Annotated in this window: 12 protein-coding genes; 9 read left to right on the top strand and 3 right to left on the bottom strand. The window is 45.0% G+C overall.

The features are described from left to right. Positions 1–63: 63 nt before the first annotated feature. Positions 64–810, bottom strand: coding sequence for an SDR family oxidoreductase (locus tag ABDW33_RS27045; protein ID WP_343693230.1), 747 nt, complete (start codon positions 808–810; stop codon positions 64–66). 308 nt (positions 811–1118) lie between these two features. Then, on the bottom strand, positions 1119–2039 hold the full coding sequence (locus ABDW33_RS27040; protein WP_343693229.1) for an AraC family transcriptional regulator: 921 nt from the start codon (positions 2037–2039) through the stop codon (positions 1119–1121). A 280-nt stretch (positions 2040–2319) separates the two neighbouring features. Here ABDW33_RS27040 and ABDW33_RS27035 point away from each other — a divergent pair, with 280 nt between their 5' ends. The 5 genes from ABDW33_RS27035 (at position 2320) to ABDW33_RS27015 (ending at position 6750) form a co-directional block, all read left to right on the top strand. Further along, positions 2320–2748 carry a hypothetical protein gene (locus tag ABDW33_RS27035; protein ID WP_343693228.1) on the top strand — a complete coding sequence of 143 codons (429 nt, stop codon included), beginning with the start codon at positions 2320–2322 and terminating at the stop codon, positions 2746–2748. A 199-nt stretch (positions 2749–2947) separates the two neighbouring features. Beyond that, positions 2948–3886, top strand: a complete 939-nt coding sequence (locus ABDW33_RS27030) for a 3',5'-cyclic-nucleotide phosphodiesterase (RefSeq protein WP_343693227.1) — start codon at positions 2948–2950, stop codon at positions 3884–3886. Positions 3887–3958: 72 nt separating this feature from the next. Further along, complete coding sequence (locus ABDW33_RS27025; protein ID WP_343693226.1) at positions 3959–5434, top strand: M28 family peptidase; 1476 nt, start codon at positions 3959–3961, stop codon at positions 5432–5434. A 132-nt stretch (positions 5435–5566) separates the two neighbouring features. Next, a complete protein-coding gene (locus ABDW33_RS27020) occupies positions 5567–6088 on the top strand; it encodes a hypothetical protein (RefSeq protein WP_343693225.1) in 522 nt (173 codons plus the stop codon). A gap of 272 nt (positions 6089–6360) precedes the next feature. After that, a complete protein-coding gene (locus ABDW33_RS27015) occupies positions 6361–6750 on the top strand; it encodes a hypothetical protein (protein ID WP_343693224.1) in 390 nt (129 codons plus the stop codon). Positions 6751–7016: 266 nt separating this feature from the next. Here ABDW33_RS27015 and ABDW33_RS27010 read toward each other — a convergent pair whose 3' ends face one another. Then, entirely contained in the window at positions 7017–7919 is a 903-nt protein-coding gene (locus ABDW33_RS27010) for an AraC family transcriptional regulator (protein ID WP_343693223.1), read from the bottom strand. Between the two features lie 138 nt (positions 7920–8057). Between ABDW33_RS27010 and ABDW33_RS27005 the strand changes: the two genes are divergently transcribed. The 4 genes from ABDW33_RS27005 (at position 8058) to ABDW33_RS26990 (ending at position 16160) form a co-directional block, all read left to right on the top strand. Beyond that, positions 8058–11090 (top strand): TonB-dependent receptor, encoded by a 3033-nt coding sequence (locus ABDW33_RS27005; RefSeq protein ID WP_343693222.1) that lies wholly within the window; start codon positions 8058–8060, stop codon positions 11088–11090. A gap of 19 nt (positions 11091–11109) precedes the next feature. After that, positions 11110–12624 (top strand): RagB/SusD family nutrient uptake outer membrane protein, encoded by a 1515-nt coding sequence (locus tag ABDW33_RS27000; protein ID WP_343693221.1) that lies wholly within the window; start codon positions 11110–11112, stop codon positions 12622–12624. Positions 12625–12733: 109 nt separating this feature from the next. Then, entirely contained in the window at positions 12734–14965 is a 2232-nt protein-coding gene (locus ABDW33_RS26995) for a hypothetical protein (RefSeq protein ID WP_343693220.1), read from the top strand. Between the two features lie 91 nt (positions 14966–15056). Further along, positions 15057–16160 (top strand): aldose epimerase family protein, encoded by a 1104-nt coding sequence (locus ABDW33_RS26990; RefSeq protein WP_343693219.1) that lies wholly within the window; start codon positions 15057–15059, stop codon positions 16158–16160. Positions 16161–16276: the final 116 nt, after the last annotated feature.

Below are 16276 nucleotides of genomic sequence, written 5' to 3'. Positions count from 1 at the left end.
ACAATGAAAATGAAATAAAAATAAAGGTGTCTCATGTAAAAAAATGAGACACCGGCCCCGTCGCTAATGACTTGCCCCGCCGTTTACCAGCAGGTGCTGCCCGTTTACAAAGGAGGCAAGATCACTTGCAAAGAACTCCGCCACATTTGCCACGTCTTCCACCTTTGCCAGCCGTTTCATTGGGTTGGCGGCTATCAGCCATTCAATGGATGGCTCATGGGGGTCTGTAAAAATACCTGCGTTATCTACGGCATACGGAATGATAGAATTAACAGTTACGCCTCTGCCTCCAATTTCCTTTGCCAGCACCTCTACCAGGTACTTAGGTGCCGTTTTACTACCTCCATATAACCCCATGCCTTCCAAAGGGAATAGGGTGGTACTGGAAGCGATATTAATGATCCTGCCGCCATCTGCCACATGCTTTGCTGCTTCCTGCAGGGTGAAGAATGCTCCCTTGGTATTGATGCCGAACAGCCTGTCGTATTGCTCTTCTGTAAATGCAGTTACCGGTACATCCACTAATTCTACGCCGGCATTTGCTACGACAATATCTATTTTACCAAATTGTTGCTTCGCGGCAGCGAATAAATGTGCTATCTCTGCGGGTTTACTGATATCCGCTCTGACCGCGATTACTTTTACACCCATTGCTTTGATGGTGCTCACTACCTCATCTGCACTGGTGGCATCCTTTGAATAATTGATCACGATATCCGCACCCAGGGCGGCAAATCTTTCAGCAATCGCTTTGCCCAAACCCCTTGCAGATCCTGTTACTACTGCTACTTTATTTTTTAACGAATTCATTGCTTTTTATTTTAAGTTGTTTCATTGCGCAGGCATTGCGCTGATCAGTTGTGTATTATAACCACCGGCATGCTCTTACCGGAACGTGCATGGTTATATGAACATAGCTATTCCGTGATTAAACAGCTATCACTTTGGGCACAGCAGCTGTGTGCCGGGAAGCGACAGGCATGCCGCTAACCGGCGAGGCGCGAGGCTGTTGCGCTACTTTACTATGCAGCATTTTCATACTATTCTTTTTTTATATCAAAGGTAGTAGTAGGATGGGCCGTCAATAAAGTAGCTGATAAAGCATGTTTTGTATAATCTTAAGATTTCCGGTATTCGACCGGGGAGGTGCCTACCTGCTTTTTGAAGAACTTACTAAAGTGGGCGGTATCCGTAAAACCTAACCTGTAGGCAATGTCTTTGATAGGGAGATTGGTATTTTGTAACAGGGAGCGGGATTCGGCGATCGACTTCTCGGAAATCCAGGTCCCGATCGTTTTACCGGTTTTGGTTTTGATGACGTTACTCAGGTAATTGGGGTGAAGGTTCTGTGCATCTGCATAGTCCTGTATCCTGAATACTTCGGTGGCCTTCCCGCTGGCAAGGTCCCGGTAGTGTTTTTCCAGCTGCTTCTTAAAGGTGACCACAATCTCTGACCCGCGATTTCCCTCGTAAATTGCATTGTAATCCATGAAGAAGTATTCCTTGTACTTTAGCAGCAGGGCAAAAAAGAGGCTGACGATGATCTTTTTCCGGAAAGGAGACTGGCTGATATATTCCCGGTGGATTTGCAGGTAGAGTCTTTCAAACTGTTCAAAAGTGTCTTTATCTACCGTCATGGCTGGTACTGTTTCTGTCAGCAGGAAAGGAAATTCATCAAAGATATTCCCGTGGATAGATTCCTTCAGGAAGGTTTCACTGAAAGTGATCAGGTAGGCCTCCGTAATTTCTTCATGCCGGAATGAGCGATAGTGACCAGGGTTGGTAAAATAAATGGTATAAGGCTTCAATTCGAAGGTATGGTGATCCAGGGTATAACTCCCTTTCGCCTGCTTCATAAAGCCAAAAACGAAGAAGTTGAGACGGCTGATGGGCAAACTGAAAGGCATGGGTTGCTTCAGGTCCGCCAGGTTGAAAATAGTGAATTCGGAATTGAGGTGAATAAGATCAGTAGGTAGGTTATTGTACCGGTATTGATCAGCTAATGTATCAAATAATAACACCTTCTTATTATCTTTCATGTATCTAAGATATGAATTCTATATGATTCTGGCGGCCGGAGTGGTTGATATAACTTCCATCCACAGTTCATTTACAGCTAAAGATAATTAAAAGAGATTATCTCAGAAAAGCAACCGCTGGCGGTTTTCGCCAGGGAGTATTTCTCCAACCTTCCCGCCTGCCTCATTGTCATTTCCATCCCTATTGCTGAATGGGTAATGCTTAAAGTGGAGCGTGACCTTAAAGCCGAGCGTGACCTTAAAGCGGCGCAGTAAGTGCCTGATTACTTATCTTTGCGCCATGTTTGATGTTTTAAATAAGTATACGGCACAGGGACATTTCTTTCTTACGCCGGCGCAGGATTTGCAAACGGTGTGCAATGCACCTGGAGATAAGAGTGGTGTGTATGTCATTTATGCACTAAAGAAAGGCAGAGTTGAACTGGTCTATATTGGCAGTGCCGGTAAAATTGAGAAAGATGGTTCCCTTTCGGTAAAGAAAGGCGGACTGAAGGAGGAAATCATTCATGGCAACCAGTTTGGAAAAACACCTGCACATATCGCCTGGAAAAAGCAAATGGTCAGGGAGAATATGGAAGCGTTGAATATAAAATGGTACGTGACCTGTGATGGTACTTATACTGATTGCCCGGATGTGTTAAAGCGCACTTTACTGAGACAGCACCAGGATATACTGGGCGCATTTCCAAAATGGAATAAAGCGGTGTAAGCTTATTTGTATAACCGCGAATTATAGCCGGAACCATGAGCTTTTGGTGGATGATGCGCTGCGATATAGAGAAACCATATACGGTAATATGCTGGTTGCAGTTGCTGACATAGCACGCCGGGAAACCGGGGAAAATAACTATTGATTTTGCAGGGTCGCTGAATTGGGAACATATTATTCGATTACCAGAAAAATAATCATGAAGTCAGTTCTTATTGTATTAATACTGTGCTGCCAGATTGCTGCTGCACAAACATCTTTCAAAGTAATACCATTGGGTGTGAAGGGCGGTACGGATGAAAGCAACCTGTCGTCTTATATGATTGCTCCGCAGGGGAGTGACGCATATGTATGCCTGGATGCAGGCACTGTCCATTACGGTATTGAAAAGGCCGTACAGGCCAGGCTCTTACAGGGTACAGCGGGTGAGATCCTGAAAAAGAATATTAAAGGTTTCCTGATCTCTCATGGCCATCTTGATCACCTGGCCGGTATGATCATCAATTCACCCGACGATAGTACGAAAAACATTTACGGGTTGGATGATTGTCTCAATATCCTGAAGGATAAATATTTCAGCTGGAAGAGCTGGGCCAATTTTGCCAACGAAGGGGAAAAGCCAGCCCTTGGGAAGTACCACTATACGGTGTTAACGCCTGGCAGGGAAGTGCCCCTGGAGCATACAGATATGCAGGTGACCGCTTTCCCGCTCAGTCATGCTAATCCTTACCAGAGCACAGCCTTCCTGATCCGTCACCAGGATGCATATGTACTTTACCTGGGGGATACCGGGCCCGACTCAGTGGAGCATGCTGATAAAATGCACCTGCTCTGGGAACAGGCAGCCCCCTTATTACAGGCAAAGCAATTAAAGGCAATCTTTATAGAAGTGTCTTTTGCCAATGAGCAACCAGATAAACAATTGTTCGGGCATCTCACACCCCGCTGGCTGATGTCTGAATTACAGGATCTCGCCTCGCTGGCGGGAGCAGCGGCGTTGAAAGGTTTCCCGATCGTCGTTACGCATATCAAACCCGGTGGTAACCGTGAGCAGCTGATCAGGACACAGCTAAAGGCATACAATCCTTTGCAGGTCAGACTCATCATTCCGGAGCAGGCGAAACTGCTTACATTTTAAATAAGAAGGGCGGTATCTATAAAACCCTGTTCGTTCTATTTGCAACCAGTTAATCAATCGTAATAATTGCTTATGAGAAAAGATCTCTTTATTATTTCTTTTGTCCTTTCTTACAGTTTCGTCTTACAGGTAAACGCACAGGCGAAGAAAGCAGCTATCGATGCTATCAAACAGGAAGAGATAAAGCGGGATCTGTTCACCCTCGCTGATGACCATTTCAGGGGCCGGGAGGCAGGTACACCCGATGAACTGAAAGCTGCCGCCTGGATAGCCGAAGAAGCCCGTAAAGCGGGTTTAGAACCTGCTGGTGACGATGGTTCCTACTTCCAGTATTATTCGCTGCTACGCGAACGTGTGGGTAACCGGAGTACGGTTAAGATCGGTCAGCGTACCTTTGATCTCTGGAAAGATGTAATCGTGTGGGAACCCACCTTTGCTAACGTGGATGCCCGCATTGTATTTGTAACCGACCCGGAAAAGGCAGATGAAGCGACAGTGAGCGGAAAGGTAGTTGCGCTGCAGTTCACAGCACAGGGCCTGACAGACCCGCGTAAAGTAATTCCCTGGCGATATGCATCGTTCGTGGTACAGAAATGGGCGCAGCAACTGGCTGCCAAAGGTGTAAAGGCAATCCTGTTTGTATCGGATGGGCGGGCGGAACAAGCATGGGCACGCGCTGTGCAGGACCGGATGCGTGGTACTTACCGGATAGAAGGCCGGCCATCCCGCCAACTGCTCAATGGTATTCCTATTATCTGGGTGGGAGCTGGTGCGCTGGACCTGGTGCGTATGCCTGACCAGACCTTGCAGGCAAATATTTATAGCGAAGCATTCACTTATCCATCTGTGAATGTGGTGGCGAAAGTAAAAGGAAGAGATCCTGTACTGGCAAATGAGTACGTATTGTTCAGCGGTCATACCGATCATGATGGGGTGCGTACTATTGAGCCAGGCAAAGATTCAATATTAAATGGTGCAGATGACAATGCCACTGCCTGTGTAGCGCTGCTGGCAATTGGCCGTGCATTTCATCAACAACCGGCAAAGCGGAGTGCCTTATTTGTATGGCATGGGGCAGAAGAACGTGGATTGCTGGGTAGCTATTATTTTGCAGAACATCCGACCGTGCCGGCATCATCAATGGTGGCGGTGCTGAATGCAGATATGATTGGTATGAATGCGCCGGATAGTGCAGGTTTACTGGGGATTACACCCCCACACCTGAACTCCTCCGATCTGGCAAACATAGCATTGGCAGAAAATGAGAAAGGACCAAAGTTTAAACTGGATACGGCGTGGGACAAGGCTACTCATTTTGAAGGTTTTTACTTCCGCAGCGATCACCTGCCATATGTGAGAAAGAATATCCCGGCTATCTTCTTTACCACGCTCACGCATCCCCGTTATCATACCCCGGCTGACGAAGCTGCGACGATCGATATCGTTAAGCTGACAAAGATGACCCGGTGGATGTATGCGACGGGATTCAATGTTGCGAACGCAGTGAACAGGCCACGGATTGTAGCAGGCTTTCAACTTGAAAAGTAAGTAGCAGAAAGTGGGGGGCTGAAACCAGCATACTGATTAAGAAAGAAATCTTTGGAGCAGCAGGTAATTTAGCAATTCTATAACTATCCGCTATAAAATATTAAATTATCTTTTGCTCCAAATTATACCCTTATGAAAGAGATCATTACCTGTTTGATCTTTATTGTTGGCCCGGGTTTGTTGTTTGGACAGAAAAAATTTGAAGTAACCTTTGTCCTGCCCGATAGTGCACATGCCCACGACATGAAATTTTATTATTATCGTTTGAAAGGTGGTTATAAGTCTATCCCAGGTGAAGTGCACGGTAATAAAGTGACCATATCCGGTGACTACCATTCCGTCTATGCAAACATATTGGCGGCCTTTGAAACAGGTGATCAATGGTCTTCGAAGCCGATCTATACTACGGAAAAACCGGCCACGGTTACACTGGCCGCCCCATTCAATGAGAAAGATCCTTTTGCGGATTGTAAGGTGGTCAATGGGCTGGAATTATTGAATGATGATACGATCTGGGATCTTTACCAGGTAAAATGGTATCCTACTTTTTTTGTGATTGATAAGAAGGGGAATCTGGTGTATGCAGCGATTGACTTGTTAGATAACGATTTAGACAAATTGAAGAAGGTGCTGGCGGAAAATGCAGGTACCTGATAGCTGGCAGCCCCAGGAGTCTTCATGACAGGGTGGCTATGGTGCCACCTGTAAACGAAAGAAAACAGGATGCTATTTGAGTAAATTAAATTAGGAATTATATTTGCATTTGTTCTACTTGTTCCTGAATGGACATCTTTAGTTGCTCATGCTGAATCTGGTTGCGGCCGGAATTTCAGATTAATTATATTACCATGCTAGTTGTTAAACCAATAAAATCGAGTTACCGTTCCATCTTACAATCGAAAATGATATTCTTTTTCAGGAAAAGCATGTGGCTTTATTTAATTAGTTTTTATGCAATTGCCTATGTAGTGCCCCTGAACGGCTTTAACTGGGAGGTATCAGGCGTCATCTACTTCCTTGCTTTCTGTATGCTTATTTTGGTACCGTTATATCACGTTAGTACAGTTCGGTTGGTGAAGTTATTCAATTTCGATGCAGTAGTGGAATTTGGTGACGAGGAGATAGTGATCAGGCATAGGAATAAAGACCTGGTTGAACACAAAGGTTGGGACTGGGTTAAAAACATTGTTTTCTTAAGCGGATCAGTTATCCTTGAGGTAAAAGCACCTTCGCGGTTTTTGATCATGTTGGGCAAGCGTAACCTGACAGCGGAGGAAATTCAGTTTTTTAGATCTAAACAGGCTGCTGTGGCTTAATGAATCATCCATCACTACTATCAGACTTCTTTTTTAACCGTTTTTGTACCGGTTCATTATAATACTTTAAGGTAAGATACCTGATACAATGAGTAAACCGTTACCTCTCCGGGCGGACGTTATTTTCGGAACAGTGACAAATAGACCACGCTATGTAAAGCAGTTAGCGGCATCTTCTGCTCTTACCGCTGTTAAGAGTATCTGTTTATTTGATAGGGCCGTATCTGTGGGTAATAAATGTCAATAAAACATGTATTATTCTACGATTATTTTTTATTTGCCGAATCTTTCCGGTATTCCCTGGGGGATGTGCCCATATATTGGGAGAAGATCCTGGAAAAATAATACTGGTCAGAAAAAGCCAGTTCTTCTGCTATCTGTTTGATTTTCTTTTTGCTGAAGGCCAGTTCCTGGCAGGCATACTGAATTTTTAAATGGTTAAAGTATTCGATCGGTGCAAACCCGGTTTTTTGCCGGAAAATGGTGCAGAAATGGGAAATAGACAATTGGCATTGATCGGCTAGTTCAGGTAATGTCAGGGTTTTAAATAAGTTCATTTTCATATACTCAATTGTGGTAGCAGCCATATCCTGTGGTTCAACGGATTTTGTAGAATTGTATTTTTCCCCATATAGCAACGATGAAAGGAAATGGTGAAACAGCATACTGGCATATCGAAGGTTGTCAATACTGTAGCCGTTTTCGAGGCTTAGATAGATTTCATCAAAGAGACGAATGCGGTTTTCATGATAGGAGAGGCGGGGTAAATAGTTCTCTGCATTTTGTGTGATCAGCTCCACGATAAATGTGGCAATATCCCCTTTAAAATGGACCCAGTATATAGTCCATGGATCATTTTCTCCCACCCCGTATTTATGTGGCGTACCCGCTGGTATAATCATGCAGCTGGATGGGGGGACAGTTATCTTTTTCTTTTGAATGGTCACCCACCCGGTTCCTTCCACGCAATAGATAATAATGTGCTGATCGCTGCCATTAGGACGGTCGATATAATGCTGGAAGGCCTTGGGATAATACCCGATATCAGTGACATAGATCTGCCGGGTAATTGGATCATTACTCAGTATTTCTTTTCTGATTTTTGCGGGTATTATAATCAGCTTTTGCCCGTTAAACCCCTGTTTTTTACGTGTTTTCCTTTCCTTCATGTTGAAACATTGGTGATTTGTAAAATCATACAAATGTCCATCTTTTTTGCATGAATCGCTATTTTTCTGAAATGGGAGTAATACGAATATTGTAAACAGATTCCTGTATACGTTTTGAAGAACTGAACAAACATTTTTATGCCACAATTGATTCCTGTTAGGACATCGATCCTACTTCTATTTATCCATTTGCTGGCTGTTGCCAATGTGAAGGCACAAAACCAGCGGCAGTTAAGGGGACGAATTAGTGATGCAGAAAGCAGTATTCCACTACCGGGAGTTTCGGTGCGAACATTAGACAATTCCATAAGCCGGGTGACTGATGCGGGCGGCGGCTTTGACATGAAGGTGTCGGGCAAAGTTATTTTAATTATCAGTTATGTTGGCTACAAGAGTCAGACGATTACTGTACCTGAGACTGATACGTCAGTTACATTATTATTACAAAAGGGAACCGAAACACTCAACGATGTAGTTGTGATTGGTTACGGCAAGCAACAGAAGAAGGATGTGACCAGTGCCATCTCCAGCCTGTCCGGAAAGGAGTTAAAGGAACTGCCTGTAACTAATATTAACATGGCTTTACAGGCACGTATTCCGGGTATGCAGGTTGTGACTGCCGGGTATCAGCCCGGAGCTGGTACCAATGTTCGTATTCGTGGTATTAATACCATTACACAGGGCACCGGACCCATTTACGTAGTAGATGGTGTGGTGGTGACCTATGATCTGCGTGAAATCAATCCCAATGATGTGGAATCGATTGATGTATTGAAAGATGCATCGGCTGCTGCTATCTATGGATCCAGGGCCTCAGAAGGTGTTGTGATCATTACTACCAAAAAGGCGAGTAGTGGTAAGACCACTGTTAACTATGATGCATACTTTGGCCTGCAGAAAATGGTCAAAACCTACGATTTTGTTGACAATATCAATGACTATGTGAACCTGCGCCGCGCAGGCCTTAGTGATGAGGACCCGGTGGCATGGCCAATGGGGCCAGGTCTTGATTCTTTATTATTCAATGCAGATGAAAGGCGGAATATGGCAGCAGGTCGCTGGCAGAACTGGGTGGGAGCTGTTACACAGACGGCGCCGCAAACCAGTCATACCCTGAGTATTTCCAATGGTTTTGGGAAAAATAAATTTTACCTCAGTGGCAATCATCTGAATCAGGATGGTATCATTAAAGGGTCGAATTTTGTCCGTTACTCCGTGAAGGCAAATATGGAATCTGAGGTGAGTGCTAAGTTAAGAGTAGGCGTGAATACCAACGTGTCCCATATTAAGAATGATGTGGTCAGTAATGAGACGTTTTATAATGCCCTTACAATTAGTCCGCTGATGTCTATCTATGATTCAACTGGTAAGCCTTCGGCTAACATAGATCCATCAAGTGGCAACCTGGTTTTCAATAACCCTGTTACGCTGACGCAATCACCTGTTCATAATGTCGATGACCGTTTTCTCGGCAATGTCTTTGGAGAGTATAAAATCGTCAAAGACCTTCTTTTTAGAACAAGTTTTGGTGTTGACATCTATAAGGATCAGCGTTTTGAATATTATCCCCGTACTACCAGCACCGGTTTTGGAAAAAAAGGGGTCGCAAAGATACAAAACTTCGGTTGGAGGGATTACCTGTGGGAAAATACGCTTTCTTACCATTATGCGCCATCTGCCAGGCATGAGTTTGACTTTCTCGCAGGTGCAACTTACCAACAAAGAAGGCAGGAGTGGAATTATGAGGAGGCTTCTGGTTTTCCAACAGATGATCTGACTTATAAGAATATGAGCCTTGCCAGCAGTAGGGATGTCATTGCGAGTGATTATTTTAACTGGTCCGTTTCTTCACTACTGGGCCGTGTTATTTATAAATTTAAGGGCCGTTATATTATTAATGGAACCATGCGCCGGGATGGATCTTCACGATTTGGCGCAAGTAACAGGTACGGTTATTTCCCGTCTGTCAGTGGTGCATGGCGTATTATTGATGAACCGTTTATCGGCCTGAAAACACAGGCAGTCATCAATGATGCGAAGATCCGGGTGGGCTATGGCATTGTAGGTAACCAGGAGATCCCGATCTCGGCGACCTATACCCAGATGAACCCGGCTGCTTATCCCTATAATGGGAATTCTCAAACTTCGGGTTTCCAGTTGGGTACAAGTACACAGGGTAATCCGGACTTAAAGTGGGAGAGCCAGGGGCAGTTTAACGCAGGGTTTGATTTTGCCGCGTTCAATAACGTTATCCGCATAACGTTTGATTACTACAATAAGAACATCAAGGACCTGTTGTTGAACAATCCGCTGGCACCATCACAGGGGTTTGACAACAAGTGGATCAACGTTTCCAATATGAATACCCGTGGTATTGACCTGGCAGTGAAGCTGAATCTTATCAGGAAAAAGGATTTCGACTGGCAGATGGATGTAAACTGGTCTAAGTTTAAGACGAAGATCACCCGTTTGTTGCCCGGTGTGGATTCTTTAAGCCCTTACCTGAAGGTAGGAGAAGCACCGAATAGTCTTATTGTAGATTATGTATATGACGGGCTTTACAAAAAGGGAGATGATTTTTCGCTCAATCCGCAGGCGCGTCCCGGAGATCTGAAGGTCAGGGATCTCGATCATAATGGCATTATTAACCAATATGACAGGACCATCGTTGGCCGTACAACGCCGAAGGGATGGGGCGGTATCTGGACCTATTTGCGTTATAAGCGGGTATCGATGACCATCTTTGCCAACTATACCTATGGACATGATATTTCCAACAAGGCTTACCAGGACTACCTCTACTATTCCAGTAAGACAGCTACCAGGACTTTAAAAGAAGGGCTGAACTACTGGAGACCTGACAATACAGATACAGATGTACCACGTCCCAACCAGTTTGGACGCTCGCTCAGGGCATTGCCATCAGGTACGTCGAGCTTTATAGTACAGAAAGGCGATTTTATCCGTATACGCAATATTACGCTCGCATATGATTTTCCGCCTGCTATTTTGCAAAGGACGAAGATCGGGTCTCTTCGTGTATATGCACAGGCAACAGAGCCATTCCTGTTCACTAAATACAAGGGCATTGATCCGGAAATCGGGGTGGGCCAGTATGATACTTATCCACGATACCGCACCTTCCTTTTCGGGCTACAATCAAGTTTTTAATTATTCAAATTTCCTTGTTATGAACAACATGAAGAAAATATTATTACCACGCTATATACTCGCGACTATCTTACTAGCATGGTTCCTGTCGGGATGCAACAAGAAACTGGATATCACGCCGGAGACTTTTGTAGCACCGGAACAACTTTATAAGACAGAGCAGGGCGCCATATCCGGCGTGACCGGTATCTACCGGAAGATGATGGAACTTAATAGTGGGGACTATTATTTTGTGGGTATTGTAGGGACTGACGAAGCAAAAACATCCTCCTTTGTCCCCACCTGGGGTGGTTACTGGCAGCACTATGACGGCATCAATAGTTACAATAGCCTGATGACGGCTCAGAACCAGTTAGTACAAGGTGTATGGAACGTTTTATATAAAGGTATCGCCAATGCCAATGAGGCCATTCGTTATATCCCCTCATCTGCTACTTCGCAGGAAGTGAAAGATAGGTTAATAGGAGAGTCTAAGTTTATGCGCGCCGTATTTTATTTTAAACTCGTACAGTTTTTCGGTGGTGTACCCATGCCAACGGATCAGGAAGATCCTGTAGCTGATGCTAATGGAGGGAAGCCCCGTAGCACTGAAAGTGAGGTGTATGCGCTCATTGTCAACGATCTGAAATTTGCTGTAGATCACTTGCAGGCAAAGGGTACGGCAGAAGTGGGACATGCAAATGCGGAGGCTGCACGTACGCTGCTGGGTAAGGTTTATTTGACCCATAAGGATTATGACAGTGCGTCATCTGTTCTGCAGCCGCTGATGACGGCTACCACGACCGGCTTAATGGGAAATTATGCTGATTTGTTCAGGGAAGAAAATGAAAATAATAAGGAGTCGCTATTCGAAATTCAGTATTCAAACGAAAATGGTAATACAAATGGACAGGCTAATACGCTGGGTGCGTGGACGATTGCCAATACCTACCCTGGTGGCGGTGGGCACGTTGTAATACCGACAGATTACTATGATAATATTTTTGAACAGGGTGACACACGCAGGGATGCGTCTATCCGGTATGTATTTTATGATGCCAATGGTAATGTCGTTGATTACTCGTGGTGGGCGGATGTAACGAAACCGCATGTTAAGAAATTTGATATTACGCAGGGAAAGTCACTCAATGGGGGATTGTCTTCCCGTAATCTCTATTTCCTGCGATATGCAGATGCTGTTCTGATGTATGCAGAAGCGCTCAACGAGCTCAATCAGCCAGGCAAAGCACTCCCTTATCTGAATATCATACGCAACCGTGCCCGGCTTGACAATTGGGAGAATGTTCTTGGACATACACCCAGTCAGGACGAGTTGCGTACTGAGTTGCTAAAAGAGCGTATGCGTGAGTTGGGATTTGAGGGATGGCGCTGGTGTGATTTGAAGCGAACAGGAAAACTGATTGAACAAACAAAGGCATATAATAGTAATGCAACTGCTAATATTTCTGACAAGAACTTATTGTTCCCTATTTCAGCAAGGGAATTTGAGCTGAACCGCTCACTCAGGCCCAGTGACCAGAATCCTGGATTCTAACCATTAAACAGGAATCGGTATGACACAAATTGCTGGCTGCAATGTAACAGTTGCAGCCGGCTGTTTGGGTAAATACTGGTCGTTTTTTCAACAGTAAATACGACGAGGGATGTTAAATTATATAAGGAATGGCGTAGGTATCGCATGGTTATTTCTATTGCTATTGGAGGTACAGCCGGCAGCTGCAGCAGTTTGCCAGGACAAGGATAGCGTTGTGTATGGAAATGCCCATGTAAAAATTGTGGTAAACATTTCCAGCGGAACTGTGAGTTACCGTTTTGCTGATGGTACAGCTATAAATAATGCAGTGGCTTACGTCAATGATCTGAAAGAAGGGATGCAGGTATCAACAGCATTTGAGAAGCATATTGTGACGGCTGATCCGATTAGGGACCCCTTAGGTAAAGGAACCTGCATTAACGTGGTACATGCATCAACAGGCCAGTCTATCCGGCTTATACAGTATATCACTTTTTATGAGGAAATTCCTTTTGTTTTGGTGAGTGTTGAAGGGACCGGAGCGCTTCCGGGTCAGGTCATTGAAACGCGTGATATTTCGCCGATGGCTGTTTTGCCGGCTTATAAAGGAGCGGTGTTACTGCCCGGTAAGCGGGGAATTATTACAGATTATCCATTTGATAACGATAGTTGGGTTGACGTAGTGGCCAGGCAATGGCCTGCAGATAATAGAAAGAGTGTTAGTGGGATGAGTTATGAGTTATTATCTGCCTATGATCCGGCGCAGGGAAGTAGCTTCGTAGCAGGCAGCGTAATGCATGATTTCTGGAAAACAGGTATTCAATACGGTACCGGAATTCAGGCCAACCGAATGGATTCGCTGATTGTTTTCGGCGGGGTATCTACGAAGGACAATCCTTCTTTACCCGATTCGTATGGAGGTAAGGATGGTACACATGATTATATGTTACATGGCACACAGGTTGGCCGGTCTGTATATTCTCCCCTGGTATACCTGTCAGCAGGTGCTGATATTACGAAAGACCTGCAGCAGTATGGAGCACTCATCAGGAAAACAAATGGATATTCCGGTTGGAGTAAACCGGCTCCTTTTTACTGGAACAGCTTTGGTGTGGAAGATGTACTGGGGTATCGGAAGGTGATGATGCCTGCGGATATAGCGAAGATATCTGATTATATCGCCAGTCTGCCGAATTTTAATCAGGCAACTCAACCTGTACTCAGTATAGACTCTTACGACGGAGATGTATACACCACGTCTATGTTCCAGTCTATCGGCCGGTATGCGCAGAAAAGAGGGCAGCAGTTGGGATTTTATTTTATCCCGTTTTCACTCTGGACGTGGAAGAATGGTATCAATGAGGCCAAGCTAAATGGAACCGATCACCCGCTGCGCGATGTTATTCTGCGGGATGACAAGGGTAATTATATTCCCTATAAGGATGGGGATTTTGGTGCATTTCCAATAGACCCTACCCATCCATATACAAGGGATTTTATTATCAACCAGATCAGGAGGGCTAAAGACATGGGTGCCAGGTTTATAAAAATAGACTTTTTGACGGCTGGTTCCCTGGAAGCGGCACACCATTATGATCCGGAGGTGAGAACGGGTATACAGGCCTATAATTATGGAATGAAGCTGCTGCGTCACCTGGTAGATTCTATGATGGGGCCGGATATTTTCATCTGGCAGGCCATTTCTCCTTTATTCCCCAGTCAATATGCACATACCCGCTTCCTGTCTACAGATGTATATTCTCATCTGCGAAATGATATGCCTGGTTACCTGCATTACGCCAGCACCTGTGCTTCGATGATTAGTGCTACAAATTTCTGGTGGACACAGGGAAACCTGTGGCCTTATACCAATATGGATGTGGTGGTGATGAAGCGCTTCCAGAAGAATAAGGAGATCTCAGCGCAGGATGTGAAAGTCCGTTTATATTGCATGCTTGTGATGGGTAGTATACTGGGCGACGGATCAGATTTCAGGGATAGGGAAGCAGCAGCACGTGGGCGGGAGTTCCTGAATAATAAAGCTATCTGTACATTTTTTAGTCATCCACGGGCGTTTACACCGCTACGTTTCCCTATTGGTACCAGTCAGGATCAACAGATCAGTTTATTCCTGCCGGGAACGGATTCGCTGGCAGTAGCAGCGTTTAATTTCCGCCTGGATGCAGCTTTTACGGAAACATTCACCCGCCAGCAGGTAGGGTGGCAGGCAGATAGAACATACCGTTTGGAAGATGTGCAGACAGGAAAGCCGATCGGTGGAATTGCGAAGCAACAGGCGTCATTCCAGCTTACGGTTCCCGTTGCAGATGCTTTGCTGGTAAGGCTGGTACCAACGGAATAAGCTCGTACTAAAAAAAGAGCATCGGAAATGTAATCATTAAGCATGTGTTTTAACCTATTTGCCGCTGTTATGGCCGGTGTAATGTATTAATATGAACCAAATAAAGTATGACCCGAATGCTTCGTATCAGGAGAATAAAGGGAATGTTTTTGTAGATTATAGCGTGGATGAATTTGACCCGGAGATCATCCACATCCGGATGCACAATAAAAATGTGACCGTTGAAATTGTTAATATTGGCTGTGCCATTACGGGTATATATACGCCTGACAGGCAGGGGAAAAGAAGAAATATTGTGGCTGCCTATGACCGGGTGAACCATTACCGGACGAATGAAGCTTACCTTGGCGTGATCGTAGGACGATATGCTAATAGAATAGCCGGTGGGCGCTTTGAGTTGGATGGAGAGGAAATACAGCTTTCCGTGAACAATGGAAATAATCACCTTCACGGCGGTTTCCAGGGATTTAGTCATAAAATCTGGTCCCTGGTATTGCTGGAACAGGATGGGCATACCTGTCGTGTGAAATTTAGTTATACCAGTCCTGATGGAGAAGAGGGATATCCAGGGGAGTTGCTGGTGACAGTAGCATATGTTCTTGATGATACCGGGAGACTGCACCTGGAATACGAAGCGAGCACCACCCGAAGTACGCCGGTAAACTTAACGAACCATACGTATTTTAACTTAACTGGCTTTGAATGCCCAACGGTGTTGGATCATTTTCTACTGGTAAATGCAGCATACTATACAGAAAAAAACGCGGGCAATACGTCTTCCGGGGCGATAAAACCGGTCAAAGGAACGGCGCTGGACTTTTGTATACCCAGGGCATTGTCGGCTGGTATTGCTTATTTTAAGGAGGATATGGGATATGATCAGAATTTTGTATTGCAGTCGGTTCCAGCGGGAGACCTTATTAAAGCTGCCGTTTTGAATGATCCGTACACAGGACGCCTGTTAACGGTTTATACCAGCCAACCTGCTTTGCAGGTATACACTGCTAACTATTGGGATGGCAGCATTACAGGAATTCAGGGGAAGGCTTATCAGCAGCATGGGGCTGTCGCATTAGAGACCCAGGCGTTTCCGGACAGTGTGCGTTTTGCGCATTTCCCGGATACAGTATTACGGCCTGGCGAAGTATACCAGGCGATAACGATTTTTGCCTTTGGGCTGGATAATGAGGTGTAGGGTGTAGTAAATTTATGGGTGATATTTTAGAGGTATGGAATGGATGTTGAGTATTTGCGAACCTGGTTGTGATTGCAATAGGTTCGCAAAGGGAGACGACAATTCTGGTATCCGTT

This window comes from Chitinophaga sp., from assembly GCF_039596155.1.
In the GTDB taxonomy this organism is placed as follows: Bacteria; Bacteroidota; Bacteroidia; order Chitinophagales; family Chitinophagaceae; genus Chitinophaga.
Note: the sequence above shows the minus strand (reverse complement) of the source record. Positions and strands in the feature narration are given on the sequence as shown.